At 37.0% G+C, this 14,910-nt stretch carries 11 protein-coding genes; 4 read left to right on the forward strand and 7 right to left on the reverse strand.

Annotated elements, in window-relative coordinates; all coding sequences use genetic code 11:
- Positions 1-187: 187 nt before the first annotated feature.
- The 7 genes from CQ022_RS07075 to CQ022_RS07105 all read right to left on the reverse strand — a co-directional run bounded on the left by CQ022_RS07075 (position 188) and on the right by CQ022_RS07105 (position 7,140).
- Positions 188-655 (reverse strand): phage tail protein, encoded by a 468-nt coding sequence (locus tag CQ022_RS07075; protein ID WP_047378137.1) that lies wholly within the window; start codon positions 653-655, stop codon positions 188-190.
- Between the two features lie 2 nt (positions 656-657).
- Positions 658-1,089: a phage tail protein gene (locus CQ022_RS07080; RefSeq protein ID WP_047378138.1), complete on the reverse strand. Its 432-nt coding sequence runs from the start codon at positions 1,087-1,089 to the stop codon at positions 658-660.
- 35 nt (positions 1,090-1,124) lie between these two features.
- Positions 1,125-2,498 carry a phage tail sheath family protein gene (locus CQ022_RS07085; protein ID WP_105680744.1) on the reverse strand — a complete coding sequence of 458 codons (1,374 nt, stop codon included), beginning with the start codon at positions 2,496-2,498 and terminating at the stop codon, positions 1,125-1,127.
- 23 nt (positions 2,499-2,521) lie between these two features.
- Positions 2,522-2,953 (reverse strand): phage tail protein, encoded by a 432-nt coding sequence (locus CQ022_RS07090; protein ID WP_047378138.1) that lies wholly within the window; start codon positions 2,951-2,953, stop codon positions 2,522-2,524.
- A gap of 36 nt (positions 2,954-2,989) precedes the next feature.
- Positions 2,990-4,711, reverse strand: a complete 1,722-nt coding sequence (locus tag CQ022_RS23155) for a phage tail sheath family protein (RefSeq protein ID WP_105680745.1) — start codon at positions 4,709-4,711, stop codon at positions 2,990-2,992.
- Between the two features lie 78 nt (positions 4,712-4,789).
- Positions 4,790-6,508, reverse strand: coding sequence for a phage tail sheath family protein (locus tag CQ022_RS07100; protein WP_105680746.1), 1,719 nt, complete (start codon positions 6,506-6,508; stop codon positions 4,790-4,792).
- Positions 6,509-6,555: 47 nt separating this feature from the next.
- On the reverse strand, positions 6,556-7,140 hold the full coding sequence (locus CQ022_RS07105) for a DUF4255 domain-containing protein (protein WP_105680747.1): 585 nt from the start codon (positions 7,138-7,140) through the stop codon (positions 6,556-6,558).
- Positions 7,141-7,713: 573 nt separating this feature from the next.
- On the opposite strand from CQ022_RS07105, the gene CQ022_RS07110 reads away from it, so the two are divergent.
- From CQ022_RS07110 to CQ022_RS23160, 4 genes are all read left to right on the forward strand, one after another.
- Positions 7,714-8,034 carry a hypothetical protein gene (locus CQ022_RS07110; RefSeq protein ID WP_105720516.1) on the forward strand — a complete coding sequence of 107 codons (321 nt, stop codon included), beginning with the start codon at positions 7,714-7,716 and terminating at the stop codon, positions 8,032-8,034.
- Positions 8,035-8,080: 46 nt separating this feature from the next.
- Complete coding sequence (locus CQ022_RS07115) at positions 8,081-9,523, forward strand: contractile injection system tape measure protein (protein ID WP_105680749.1); 1,443 nt, start codon at positions 8,081-8,083, stop codon at positions 9,521-9,523.
- Positions 9,524-9,630: 107 nt separating this feature from the next.
- Positions 9,631-11,085 (forward strand): ATP-binding protein, encoded by a 1,455-nt coding sequence (locus CQ022_RS07120; RefSeq protein WP_105680750.1) that lies wholly within the window; start codon positions 9,631-9,633, stop codon positions 11,083-11,085.
- 44 nt (positions 11,086-11,129) lie between these two features.
- On the forward strand, positions 11,130-14,906 hold the full coding sequence (locus tag CQ022_RS23160) for a glycohydrolase toxin TNT-related protein (RefSeq protein ID WP_105680751.1): 3,777 nt from the start codon (positions 11,130-11,132) through the stop codon (positions 14,904-14,906).
- Positions 14,907-14,910 lie beyond the last annotated feature (4 nt).

Consider the following 14,910-nt stretch of genomic DNA (forward strand, 5'->3'; position numbering starts at 1 on the left):
ATGATCATTAATATTCAAAACACTAATAACCAATGATTTAACATGTTTATTTAAAAAAAATCCAAGCACATGAAGGGTGTGTTCAGTCTCTGTTATAGACCAATCTGTTGTTTTTTATGAAAAAAGATTTGGGTAAAATTTATCTTTAAACTAACACACGTTCAAGTGCTTAGATTTGATTTAGAAATTACAAGCCTAAGCTTGCTAACGATGAGGGTATTGTGAAATATCTATATTTCAGTTCTATTGTTTCAATAGCAAGTTTGCTTTCTTCTGCGTTGAATTCGGATACTTCCCATCTTACGGGGTATGCTCCTACTACATTCCAAACCATTAGGGGTGCTGTAGACTGAATCCCGCCTGAAAGAGAAATGATCAGGTCTCTGGGTTCAAACTGGAAGTTTTCCATCGCATTTCTACACCAGCTTATCAATCCGGAGCTTACGATTAACCCACGTTTAAGAACTAAATTAGGATATTTGGGTCTCAAAGGAAGTTGGTGTGTAAACCTGTTTTCGCCTCCTTCGGCATATTCTTCAGTTCCAATTTCTGTTGATAAACCAGATATAGATTGAAATCTGGAGTCAATACCCTCTGTTGTTGAAATCCCATTAACAATAAAAGAGAAACTGGTTGGAGGATATAAAACTGCCATGATTAGTTATTTTCAATAGTTAATCCTTCGTGTGCAATTTCCAGGGTTTCAATAGCCACCTCGTTACCTTCAGCTTTTAAATCTGTTGATTGTAATTTAAGCGGGAATGCATTTTTTACTTTCCATGTTACTGCAGGAGCTCCTGTTTCATCTAAAAGAGAGATCGTGATAGATCTGCGTTCTACTGTACTTAGCTGAATGCTTTGGAACCAGTCGAAATATTCGTTATCAGTTTTAAAAGTTCCTCTTTTTAAGGTGATGTTACTGAAACTTTTCATTCCAGGCATTTTAATCTTACTGAAATCAGGACTTGCGCCATGTCTGTATTCAATTAAAGCTGCTTCAACATTTAAACCGCTGACTTCCTGAAATCCTACTTTTGTTCCTCCCCAATCTACTTCAAAGGCAAACTTTACTAATGGATATGTACTCATAATGTTTTTATATTTAATTGTTATTTAATTGTATTTTATGCTTCCTGTAATTTATGTGAAAAACGTAGCACGATAAATTCAGCCGGGCGTACTGCAGCCATACCGATCTCGATGTTCATTCTTCCTTCTAAAATATCCTGAGCTGACATTGTTTTGTGCAGACCAACGCTTACGTAATACGCTTCTTCCGGCTTGCTTCCTGCCAATGCTCCATCTCTCCATTGCTGATCAAGGAAATTCTCAATCATAGCCTGTACACGAACCCATGTATTGGCAGTATTCGGTTCAAAAACGAAACGTTCTGTAGCTTTCTTCACAGATTCTTCCACCATGTTGAAGAATCTACGTACAGGTACATATCTCCATTCGTTACTGTTTCCGTCTAATGTTCTTGCTCCCCAAACCAGCGTTCCTTTTCCAGTAAAAGTTCTGATCGCGTTGATTGATTTTCCTGCTACTGCATCTACGTTAAGACCGTCTTGCGTTTCATTAGAAATTTTTACAACAGGTGCCAGTACATTGCTGATTGCCAAGTTGGCTGGTGCTTTCCATACTCCGGAAGTGCTGTCTACTTTAGCATAAATTCCGGCAATTGATGAAGATGGAGCCAGTACCAATCTTTTAGATTCAATTTCTTTTTTAGCCTGGTTATACAACGTTGAACTTCTTGATTTCAACCATGCTAAAGTATTTCCATTTTGAGGCATTGTAACATCTACAAGAACTCCTAAGTTATTTAATTCTTTATAGCTCTCGATTTTAACATCTTTATCATCAAAGCTATAGCTTAAAACAGTCTCCAATTTTGGATAATAGGCAGCTCCATATTTTAAACCTGTAGCATCTACTCCGGCTCTGAAAGCATCTGCATCTGCAAAAACATCCATAATAACGAATCTGTCTTTCAAATCTTCTGCCTGATCCAAAGCTTTATTGTATAACTTGTAAGCATCTGCTCCTAAAACTTCAGCATCCGGGAAAACAATAAGTGTTGGCTCGTCTTCTTTTTCTAATGATTTCAATCCGAACCATAAACCGCCTACAAGCGTTTCTGTTCCTAAGACAGGAGTTTTTTCATAATCCGCTACTGAAACAATATAGCATGGTCCGCCACCGTTGACAAAATACATTTGCATAGCATAATGCATTTTATAAGGACTTAGCTTGACGTTGTCTATTTTTGCCGTTACAACAGTATCTTCAATCGTAACGGAGAACGCTGTTTTTTCATCGTTTGCTCCTCCGAAAATCGTTTCGTATTCCAACATAGAAGAGATTCTTGTCGGTTCATTTCTTGGTCCTTTATCTGTATGTCCGATAAAAGCAGGGATCGCCGTTTCTACTTGTGCTACAGATGGTGGGAATTTCGCAATTTCTTCTACGTAAACTCCAGGTGTTTTGTAATTCATTTGTTAAAAATTTAAAGTTAATATTAGTTATTTTCTATAGTTAATCCTTCGTGTGCAATTTCCAGGGTTTCAATAGCCACCTCGTTACCTTCAGCTTTTAAATCTGTTGATTGTAATTTAAGTGGGAATGCATTTTTCACTTTCCATGTTACTGCAGGAGCTCCTGTTTCATCTAAAAGGGAGATCGTGATAGATCTGCGTTCTACTGTACTTAGCTGAATGCTTTGGAACCAATCGAAATATTCGTTATCAGTTTTAAAAGTTCCTCTTTTTAAGGTGATGTTACTGAAACTTTTCATTCCAGGCATTTTAATCTTACTGAAATCAGGGCTTGCACCGTGTCTGTACTCGATTAAAGCTGCTTCAACATTTAAACCGCTGACTTCCTGAAATCCTACTTTTGTTCCTCCCCAATCTACTTCAAAGGCAAACTTTACTAATGGATATGTACTCATAATTTATTTTTAATTTTAATTGTTATTTAATTGATTTTATGCTTCCTGTAATTTGTGTGAAAAATTGAGCACGATAAATTCAGCAGGACGAACTGCAGCCATACCGATCTCGATGTTCATTCTTCCTTCTAAAATATCCTGAGCCGACATTGTTTTGTGCAGACCAACGCTTACGTAATACGCTTCTTCCGGCTTGCTTCCTGCCAATGCTCCATCTCTCCATTGCTGATCAAGGAAATTCTCAATCATAGCCTGTACACGAACCCATGTATTGGCAGTATTCGGTTCAAAGACAAAACGTTCTGTAGCTTTCTTCACAGATTCTTCTACCATGTTGAAGAATCTACGTACAGGTACATATCTCCATTCGTTGCTGTTTCCGTCTAAAGTTCTTGCTCCCCATACTAATGTTCCTTTTCCAGCAAAAGTTCTGATCGCGTTGATTGATTTTCCTGATGTAGTATCTACATTAAGCAGATCCTGCTCTTTGGTAGAGATTTTTACGGCAGGAACATCTACTAAACTAAGCCCTACATTAGCAGGCGCTTTCCATACTCCGGAAGTACTGTCTACTTTGGCATAAACTCCGGCCATTGCAGATGATGGTGCCAGCACTACTGATGCAGACTCGATTGCTTGTTTAGCCTGATTATACATTTCAGAATTAGCAATCTTCAATGCAGCTAAAGTTGTAATCCCAGATGCACCGGTAACTAAAACATCAGCATCTTTGAAATCATAGCTTAAAACAGTCTTCAGTCTTGGATAATAAGCCGCACCATATTTCAGACCTGTAGAAGTTACTTTATCTCTAAAAGCAGCAACATCTTGAAGAATATCCATAATGACGAACCTGTCTTTTAACAATTCTGCCTGGTCTAAAGCTTTATTGTACAAAGCATAGATTTTCCCAATAGCAACAGGATCACCTGCTCTGGAAGTAACAAGACTGCTGGCAGCAAGAGCATCAGTCTCCATCGTAGTAGCTGTAGTAAAATCTGTTTCAAGAGCAGTAACAACAGCCTGAGCAGCAGCCTTAACAGTAGCAACAGTAGCATTAGCAACCGCAGCCGCCCCCTTAACCGCAACTACCACAGCCTGCCCACCCTTAGCACCAGCAATCTGTAAGTCGTTAGGATTAGCAACATTAAACTCAGCGGCCTTAGCAACGGCAGCAGCAACAGCAGCATCTACATTAGCTCCTAAAACAGCGTCTGCAACAACCCCTGCAATGCCTTTAGCAGCAGAAGCAACATTCTTAGCATATACTGCAGTGGTAACAACAGCAGAAGCAGCAGCAATATCAGCAGCAGAAGGAGCTAAACTTTGAAGATCCGGAAAAACGATCAGTGTAGGTTCGTCTTCTTTTTTTAATAATTCAAGACCGGATAAAAAAGCTTCTGCCGGTTTAGGAGCACCTACTGCCTCCTGGCTTTTATAATCTCCTACAGAAACAATATAACAAGGGCCACCACCATTGGCAAAATACATTTGCATGGCATAATACATTTTAAAGTCGCTTACCTTGGTTGGAATTGCTGTTGCAGCACCATCTTTGAAAGCTACAGCGAAGATTTCCGGATTTGCTTTTCCAAAAACTTCTTCATACTCCAACATCGAAGCAATTCTCGTTGGTTTATTTTTCGGTCCATCCGCTGTATACCCAATAAAAGCAGGGATAGCCGTTTCAACTTGCGCTACGGAAGGGGGAAATTTTCCTTGTTCCTCCACGTAAACTCCAGGGGTTTTGTAATTCATTTTAAAAAATTTTACGTTAATATTAATTATTCATCGAAGTAAAACTTCGGATATTTATTCGTGATTGATTTTATCTTTTTAGAACTGTTGCAATTTGTGCGAAAAATTGAGTACAATAAACTCTGCCGGGCGCACTAATGCTATTTTAAGGTCTACATTCATAATAGTAGTTCCTTCTACTCCTTTCACGGTTACTTCATAAGCCTCTTTCGGAGTACTTCCCGCTAATGCACCCTCCATCCATTGCTGGTTAAGAAAATTTTCTAACATTGTTTTTGCCCGTAACCATGTGTGAGGGATATTAGGCTCATTCATAAACTTGTTGAGTGCATCATTGATCGATTGTCTCATCATATTATAATAGCGGCGTACATGTACATACTTCCATTCGTTATCTTTCCCTTCATTATTTTTATCTTTTCCTTCAAGGGTTCTGGCTCCCCAGATTAAAGTACCTTTTCCTGTAAAAGTTCTGATCGCATTGATTGACTTCCCTAAAACATCCATATGTAATGCAGCCTGTTCCTGATCGGAAATTTTTTCTGTCGGAGTAATGACATGGCTAATATTGATATTTGCCGGAGCTTTCCATACTCCTCTTGTGCTGTCTATTCTGCCATATGCTCCTGCTATTGCTGATGAGGGCGGTAAAACAACTTTTAATGACTGCATTTCTTTTTTCACCTGATTGTACAATGCCGAATTGGATGATTCCAGATTTTTAAATGTAATCCCGTTGGCATCTCCTTTTTCGTCTTTTACTTCAAGAATGGCAGTTTTTAATGCCTCAAACTCTCCACTGAAAACCGGTGCATTTTCGTCGAAACCATCGGGAATCATAAAATCATCTATTATTCCTTCATATATCGCTTCCAACACAACTTTTGCCTCATCAATTACTTCTGTTAAAGCACTTTTCTTATCGCCTGCATCAGCTGTTTCATTCACTTCTTCTGCTATCGCAATAGCCTGATCTAATAAATCGGCAAGAACATAAGCATCCGCAGACCCGGTTGAGATTTCGGCACTCGCTAAACTTTTTAATTCATCTAAAGCAGCAATCTCACCCGCATAAAAAAGAGCACTTCCCTGTCCTGCTTTTTGTAAACCGGTATGTACTATAGGGGTCTTAGTTTCATCAAAAGTATAATTCAAAATAGTTTTTAAGTGAGGAAAGTAAGCTGCCGCATGATTAGTTGGGTCTACTTTACTTCTAAAAGATTCAATCGTGGTAAGATTATTGGATTGGATAACAGAATTTCCATAATAGGTATCCAGTATAACAAATCTGTTTTTATCCTCATCTTTAGCTTTATCAATAGCCTGATTGTAAATGCTGTAAAACTCGGATTCATTGGTGAGCGAAATAGCATCAGGGAAAATAATAAGAATCGGTTCTTTAATCTTTTTATGATCGATTTTAGCCAGTCCTGCTTCCAATGAGGATAATTGTACTTCTGCTGAGGTATAATCCCCTACAGAAATGATATAACACGGTCCGCCGCCATTGGCAAAATACATTTGCAGCGAATAATACATTAAAAATTGTACCTGAGGGGCTACAATAGTTGCTCCTTTGCCTTCTACATCCTGTAGCTGGATGTTTTCTTCTTTTGCCTTTCCAAAATATTGCTCATATTCTAAAAGAGAACTGATGATGAAGGGCTCATTATACCCAACAGGGAGAAGTTCGGTATACCCAATAAATGCTGGCATAGCTGTTTCTATGTAGGCAACTGAGTAGGGAAGTCTTGTAATTTCTTCAACAGAAACACCTGGTGTTGCTGGATTTAACATGTTTAAAAGTTTAAAGGGTTATTAGTTTTTAGTTTTTGTTTTTATGATTAATCAACTTTAATACTTTGTATATTAATGTCATTAATTAATTTAACAGGGACAATATCCTTAGCTGAAATCTTGATCACACTGATTTTATATAAAGCAGAAGGCATTATTTTTCCGCCTAATAAACCCCAGACGTAACTTAGCTGTTCAAAGGGAATGGAATGCAGTTCTATTCTGAAACTGAAATTGTTTTGAGGCTCAAGGTCAACATATTCCAATACATTCTTAGCCTGAAATACTTCAATAACTTTTGAAATACTTAGTAAAGATTTGCTGTATGTACTTCTGTTGGCAGAGATCATTACATATAGATTTAAGTAAGCAGGAGTACTTTCTTTATCATATCGTACCGGATTGTTTTCTACCACAACCGGCTGATACCTTGATCTGTTTTTCAATGTTGATTCTTCCTCAATATTGAGCAGACTAATTACTACTTTGTTACTAAGTCCTTCCGTGTTGTCATCATGTTTTGCAATGTCATCAACAACAGCAATTTCAATTTCGTTAGGAACGTTAGGATCCCACAAACCATCCGGAGCATTTAGCTGATTTTTTAAAACTGTTAATACTTTATTAATCATAATTTCTGTTCTTAATTATTATGGTGCAAACATACAATCACACCCCCTCAAAAGACAAATATTTTGGGCGCTCAATACAGTCTTTGCAGTAAATCGGATTTTAATTCTCATAGAAGAAAACTAAAAACAACACCATTAATACACTGAAGATAAATACGTTAAAAACGATATTGAAAAATCAAATTTTAACACGAAGATTTTCCTCCTCTCATAAGGGTCAAATTTCAATCTGTTAACGGAGTCTTATTCTGCTTAAAAAAATCATGGTATTTCAACAGATGATTATCCCTAAATCAAATGGATGTTTCTAGTAGTCCCACATTTTTTGAATGGTAAATAATAGGATATGATGATTGATTGTCTCAAAGTATGAGTCTCCCAAAAATACATATGATTTCCTGATGAGAAAGATCGGCTTTTTTGCATCCGCCAGTTTCCGGAAAATATAAATCTTTATCATTAGGAAATGATTTTGCCTTTTACTGCAAAGACAGAATAGAGCGGCCTTATCATTTGAAAAATAGCACCTCTTCTTTCTAATTTTGACCCAATAATTTTAAAAACATTAATCATATGAACATTAAAAATCTTTTCAGTAAGCGCAATGAAATCATTGGCGGCCATTTTAATGAGCTACGTTCAAAATTGGATGTGGCAGACCAAAATGAAGAAGCTATTTTCTCTTTAAGGGAAGAAATTTGTAATGCATGTCCTTTAAAAAACGGCAACAATTGTAACGCCATGAAATGGCTCAATCCAGAGACCCTGGAAGTAATAGATGGTCCAAAAGACGGATTTATCAGAGGCTGCGGATGCAGATTGAGTGCCAAGCAAAGATCAAAATTAAGTCTTTGTCCTGCAAGTTTCTGGGGTGGCGAGTTCGACAAAAAGTAAGACTGTCTGACGATTCCCAATATTTTATCATTTAAACCTCTTTAATGTGAAGCAAAATCATATCATTCAGAAAGTTTTTCTTGAAATTACCGTCAACAACAAAGAAAAGGCATTGCGTATAAAAGATGATATTAACAGCTTTTTGTCTATTGATGTTTTTCCGGAAATAGAAAATCATATCAGGGCTTTAGAATATAAGTTGGCTGGTCATACCTTGCAGATTCCCCGTTTAGAATTAAATGTGGATGTAAAAAGCAGCGCATTAGATACAGAGTTAAAAGATCAAATAGCTGAACTCTTTAAAGATGAACTGTCAGAAATTACTCAACCCATTGAAACTTCTCATCAGGAAATAGAAAGTGATCCTAAAGCCTATCTGGTAGACAATCAGGAAAAGATGCTCAAAGCATTGATCTATTTTTTAGAAAAAGGAGCTATGCCCTGGTGGAATTCTGAGAGCAATACTATGGCTATATTGGAACCAAAGGTTTTTAACCGTCTTATTTCGGGTGATAATTTTCAAAGGAATATTGTATCTGTTTTTTCAAAAGAAAATGTCCGAAATCGGCTTATCAATCAGCTTTCCAATGAACAAATTGCACAATTATGCCTGGCAATGTTAAAAAATAAGGAGTTGAAGATCAACCTGGAAACGGATACAATACATTATCTATCAAAACTGAATCATACGGATAGAATTGCCATCTGGCGTTTGATCTTCGATGTAATATCGGAGTATCTGAATACATCCAATCCTCATCCCCGGGAGTATCTTTTACGGGAAATTTCAACAATAGAACAGATGGGCTTATCACAAACAAAAAGCAATCATCAGAACAGGAAAATAATAGTTAAGATATTCCCTTTTATTACAGAAAATGAAATTTCTGAAAGCCTCAAAACGAATGCTGCGGATCAACCTGAAAATGTAAAAACTTCAATAGAAACCATTCAGGAAAAAAATGCTACAGTTCAGGAAGAGGTAAATCAGAACGAAGGACAATACATTCAAAATGCAGGGCTTATTTTGATCCATCCATTCATCAAAACTCTGTTTGAACACTGTGAGCTTCTTGATCCAAAAACCCAGCAGCTCACTGATCCTGAATTGTGTGCCCATCTCCTGCATTATATCGCCACCGGAAAAATAAATGCTCCTGAGTACGACATGATTTTTGAAAAATTCCTGTGTAACATCCCAATGCATCAAACAATTAACAGGCATATTAAACTTTCACGTAAGCATAAAACACAGGCTAAAAATGTAATAGAAAGTATACAGCACAACTGGGCTCCCATGAAAAAATCATCTGCTGCATTATTGCAAAACGAGTTTTTCCAGCGACCAGGAAAATTAGTCATCACCGACTCTGATTACACCCTTACCGTAGAACGAAAAACACAGGATATTCTCCTTGAAAAACTCTCGTGGGGAATAGGTCTCGTAAAGCTACCCTGGCAGAAAAAATTCATATTCGTAAACTGGTAATAACAGGTTACATTTTCTAAGTCCTCTGAAGCTTTCCAAATCTCTGAAGTTGCTGATTTTACATCAGCAATACCCTCACTGCAACCCTATTAATTCAAAATAAGATTATGAAATCTCCTATTAACCATGAACACTCATCATTAATAAAAACACCTATTAATGAAAAAACAGAAATAATTAACCCCTTACTCCATTCCAATACTGTAAATCATAACTCTTTAAATGAAGAAATGAAATGGCTGCAATCCCTTATCGAAAAGCGATGCAAAGAATTGTTTCTGGAAGATGATATAGAATTGAATAGGGATTATGAAATACCTGAACCGCCAAAATCAGAGGACCAATCTCCTTATTCCATTACGATAAACACCCACCAGCTTACTGTTCTGGACAGAATCATTTTAGCGCTGGGCATTGCTTCGGCTCATTATCCGTCTATCCTCAAAACCTTTGTACAGATAGAAGAAAGCAGCAATGCATTTGCTATTGAAGCAGGTGGTGAATATGATAAAATCAGCCGCAGCTTTAAGCCGACTTTTCAAACTGCACTTTTTTTGCTGGCAGGTAAGGATTTGTCACTGTGGTCACAGTATGGTGCACAGCTCATCCATGGCAGTGTACTGTTGAAAAATGATCTTATTTACAACCGTTCTTCAACAGAATTTATTCATGGAAAAATTGAATTGGATACCGCTTATCTCAATTATTTCTTATCAGGTCAGAAACCACAGCTGGACCATGGTTCTTACTTTCCCGGCAGGCTTTACAAATCTGATCTCACCATGGAAGATATTATTTTGGAAGATAATGTGCGTGATCAGATAAAACCTATTGGACATTATATAAAAGCATTGGAAAACGGATTTTTCAAAACCGATGATCATAGCTTTAAACCAGGCTTCATTGCTTTATTCTACGGTGCTCCGGGAACAGGAAAAACGATGCTTGCCGGAATTCTTGCTAATGCATATGGTATTGACATGTACCATGTAGATCTCTCACAGGTAGTGAGCAAATACATTGGTGAAACTGAGAAAAATCTTGAAGTATTATTCAACAGGCTGCAGGGGAAAAACTGTATGCTGTTTTTTGATGAAGCTGACGCTTTGTTCGGAAAACGTTCTGATGTAAAAGATGCTCATGACCGCTACGCCAATCAGGAGGTCTCCTATTTATTGCAGCGAATAGAAAAATTTGACGGATTAACAATTCTGGCTTCCAATTTTGAAAATAATATGGATGATGCTTTCAAACGCCGTATCGATATCTCTGTCAATGTAATACGTCCCACAGAAATAACCAGAAAAGCCCTTTGGGAGCATTATTTGCCTAAAAACATAACTTTTGAAAGTAATGATCTTTTACAACATTTAACCAAAGAGTATACCTATACCGGTGCTAATATCCGAAACATTATGAAAAATGTAGCAATGGCATTACATGACCGTAATGAAACCCGTATTACCTATTCATTAATAAGCACTTATTTAATGATAGAAAATGAAAAGGCTTTTGGAAAAAATCAATCCCGACTCAGCCCATTTGTACAAAAAACAGAATAACACCTTAGCACAGCATAATAAAAACTCATCTAATAACCCATGACATGAGCAGACACAAAAAAACATTTGCCCCCAGGGCTGGCAGGTCCGATAAGCAAAACACCCATAGTAAAGAGGATAAAGATAAGCATGAGCAAATCACCGATCAGGACAGCAAAATATCCCTCGCAAAAACAGAATCTACCCAAATAACATACGATCCTTTTAAAAACAGAGCATTTAGAAAAGTAGAAAAAAATGCATCTGTTATTCAATTATTTGACAAAGGACAGCATGTTTCAACACTTCATAACGCCCTTAATACATTAGGACATAAAACCTCTGAAAACAAGAATCTTTTCTGGAATGAAACAAAGACCGGGATCATCAATTTTCAACGTAAGAATAATATTAATACTTCCGGAACTCTTAATAGGGAAACCTTGCTGAAAATGAATGAAGCATTGAATTTCTTAAACAGTCAGAAAGAAATTGGACTGCCTGTTTCTGAGCGTGCAAAAATGCTGTACGAAGCTTTTGAACACAGAACCCTAGGGATTTTTGCAGGAACTGATGAAGATAAAGTTTTTAGGGCTTTAGAAAAACTTTCCTATGAAGAAAGATATGAGCTTATTCAATATTATGACGCAACATACAAACCTAAAAGAAAAGTAGGGTTAGTACAGGATTTATATGAAGAATTAGGCAACAAAGACTTATTTAAAGCGATACGGTTATTATATGCCAACTATGAAGAGCCACAACCAGCGCTGGAGCCAGAGCCAGCATACCCAGAAGGTGAGCTGTTGCAGGAAGTTATTGTCACAGGTAAAGGATCATGGATCAAGCCTAAGACAAAGTATGCTATAGAAGGACAACCTATAGAATTTGATTGTACCTATCAATATGAAACCCCTGTTATGTATGCTGAAGGAAACAGGCCTAAAGATCCGGAAGTTGTCCGAAAAGTATTAATCCAGAATGAAGGCAGAGTGTACAACTTGTTTGAATACCCTTTTAGAAAGGATACTAAAACATTCAGACAGGATGGAACTGCAATCAGCCAATTTTCTATTAACACCCATAAATCAGGGAATTATACATTTGTATTCATCATAGAAAATACCCTAACAAATGAATTCAGAGCCTTAACCAAAGAATATCAGGTTAAGACCCTTGAAGAGGCGGCAGCTGGTGATTTAAAAAAGAATAAAATCCAAAATTATTCAGATTTCAGACAGCAGGTAGCCTTTATTGAGTTCAATCTTTCAAAAGGAGCATCCAAAGAGCAGAAAAGCAATCCGGATTTCTACATTGAATCTGCATCATTTAGTGAAAATCCTGCAAGAGTAAGTGCTGCAGATATTAATCATATTCCACAGTCTTACTATTCAATTAAAGGAAAGCCTATCTCTAAAGATCATCATTATTTCTGGTTTGCAGAAATCAACACTCCTAAAGAAATGTTTGATGGGGCCAGCGCATTACTTGGGGTAGAATATGCTAAAAATGCCACTGTACATGGCTATAAAAGAGGAGAATATTTTGGCAGAGACGGATGGAATATGAATTCTTCACAGTCAAAAGCTGCTTTTTTAGGTTCACTTACAGGTGTTTATACCATTCATTGTCTGGTATTAGACAAAAATAATAATCCAACAGGCCAGGAAGCATCTTACCGACAGGTTATCTTACCAAAGGATGATTATCAGGCTCTAAAAAACGTACAAGAATATAAGAAAACCATTGATAAAAGCTTTAATAGCATTGCTCCCAACACAGCATTAGCTATTAAAGCCGTAGCCATCAACGAGGAAACAACAGAAACCTTGTCACTCAATTTATTTATAGGAAAAAGCAAAAAAAATCCAGCCAATTATGTATTAACAGATCTTACTCCGGGTGTACAGCATCAGCGTACTTATGAAGGAAATAATTTAAAAGATTTATTTGAAGAATTTGACAGCAAAAACACCTATCCGGATGGTATTCTGGCTTATGAAATTCCGTCCAATACATTAGGTTATCCTACCCTAAAAGGTAATTTCACGACTAATGGAGCATCGCTTTGGGAATCGCTTTCCACCGGAGCGGGTTGGGCTTCTTTAGGTTTCGCAGTTGCGGGATTGGTAGCCTCATTTACGCCGGCAGCGCCTATTGCTCCTTACTTATTTATAGCTGCAGGTGCCACAGGTGTCACTTCCGGAACCGCCAGCATTATTGATAAAGTACAAAAGGGAACATTGACCAACGAAACCCTGACTTTGGATGTCATTATGATAGCTTCCAGCTTTTTAGGGATGGCAGGCTCATTATCCAGCATCGCTAGGGCATCCTCTATTATAAAAATATCTTCAACAGGGATGCAGTATATCATTTTAACTGATTTTGCCCTTAATGGCACTGCTGCAGTGATGATTACAGCTAATGGTTTAGAAAGCATACAGGATATCCATGATAATAAAAACTTAACAACAGCAGAAAAAATAGATGCTATCGTTAAAATTTTAGGACAATTGACATTAACTGCAGGATTGCTGGTGCTAAGCAGTAAAAACTTAAAAGGAGCAGAATTAGAGAAACTGCCAAAGGTAAAAAGACAAACATCCAAGCAAACCTCAAAAAAACCTTACAACCCGGAGCAGCATAGCGAATTTATTGATACGCCAGAAAATTTAATGGGCGGAAAATTACCTAAAAACACAGTCAGCAATAAACCAGCAGTACACGCTCTAGAGAATACTTATAAACAACCCGATTTTAATAAGTTCCTAAAATCTGTTGAAACCGGTTTTCCATCTGATGAAATAGCAAAACAGGCTTATGATTTATTTAAAAATAAAAACTGGAAACAATTAGAACAATTGTTTACGGATAAGAATCTCAATGGAAACTGGCCTCCAAACCGTGGAGCAACAAGCACCCTAGAGGTTACCTTAAAAGAAGGAAGCATTTTTGACAGATATGGTGGATGGATCGATGAAAATGGAGTTTTCCAGGATAGAGGAACCTTTGCAGGAAAAGATGGTACACCTTATACAGACAGAGCTTTACCTAAAGGAACAGATAGTAAAACTTATACAAGGTATAAAGTATTGAAAGATATCACTCAAGTCAGTGAAGGAGAAATCATCCCTTGGTTTGGAGAAAAAGGTGGAGGTATTCAGTATGAACTGCCGGCATCTATCAATGATTTAATAAAAGAAGGATATATAAAACCTATCGGTAAAACATCAAAAAATACTAATTTAGCTAAAGCAAGATCCCTTAAAGGGAAAAAAATTAGAAATAATAAAAATGAGGAAGAAAATTTAGTAAAAGACGATAAAGCCACCATCATAAGCAAAGCTGCAGTAGATGATATAGATGCCATTATTGACTTAAGAAAAAAACAAGCTATTGAGTTTTATCTTAAACATAATCCTGATATGAAAATGAGAGATATTGAATCTCATATTGCAGGGATTGACTTTAGTAGCCCAATCGAAATCGTTAAACTGCCAAAAGGAACAGAATTAATACAATACACAAAGGTAAATACGGAAGGAACGGTATTAAGAGGAGACTATTATACTGATAATCCGCTCAATACACCGAATGAGCTTGGAGTTTCAGATAAGTATAATGTCAGAGATCCTAATAATGGTTGGAAACAAACGCAAGAGCTAAGAGATGTTAATAAAGAAATAACTAAATTACCAAAAGATGCAGAAGCCTTAAGAAGTACTTCAGCTAAAATTGATGACACATGGTCAAGAATTGACTCAGAAGGTAACCCTATCTCAGTTCATACAGAAGGTGGTGGAAGCCAGCTATATATACCAAAAACTCAATTTAATTAAACAA

The organism is Chryseobacterium culicis, from assembly GCF_002979755.1.
Classification (GTDB): domain Bacteria; phylum Bacteroidota; class Bacteroidia; order Flavobacteriales; family Weeksellaceae; genus Chryseobacterium; species Chryseobacterium culicis_A.

Bases quoted from the DNA above. Each gene is read 5' to 3' on its own strand.
- CQ022_RS07085 (WP_105680744.1), bottom strand. From the start codon at position 2,498: ATGAATTACAAAACACCTGGAGTTTACGTAGAAGAAATTGCGAAATTC.
- CQ022_RS07110 (WP_105720516.1), top strand. From the start codon at position 7,714: ATGAACATTAAAAATCTTTTCAGTAAGCGCAATGAAATCATTGGCGGC.
- CQ022_RS23160 (WP_105680751.1), top strand. From the start codon at position 11,130: ATGAGCAGACACAAAAAAACATTTGCCCCCAGGGCTGGCAGGTCCGAT.
- CQ022_RS07105 (WP_105680747.1), bottom strand. From the start codon at position 7,140: ATGATTAATAAAGTATTAACAGTTTTAAAAAATCAGCTAAATGCTCCG.
- CQ022_RS07075 (WP_047378137.1), bottom strand. From the start codon at position 655: ATGGCAGTTTTATATCCTCCAACCAGTTTCTCTTTTATTGTTAATGGG.
- CQ022_RS07120 (WP_105680750.1), top strand. From the start codon at position 9,631: ATGAAATCTCCTATTAACCATGAACACTCATCATTAATAAAAACACCT.
- CQ022_RS07090 (WP_047378138.1), bottom strand. From the start codon at position 2,953: ATGAGTACATATCCATTAGTAAAGTTTGCCTTTGAAGTAGATTGGGGA.
- CQ022_RS07080 (WP_047378138.1), bottom strand. From the start codon at position 1,089: ATGAGTACATATCCATTAGTAAAGTTTGCCTTTGAAGTAGATTGGGGA.
- CQ022_RS23155 (WP_105680745.1), bottom strand. From the start codon at position 4,711: ATGAATTACAAAACCCCTGGAGTTTACGTGGAGGAACAAGGAAAATTT.
- CQ022_RS07100 (WP_105680746.1), bottom strand. From the start codon at position 6,508: ATGTTAAATCCAGCAACACCAGGTGTTTCTGTTGAAGAAATTACAAGA.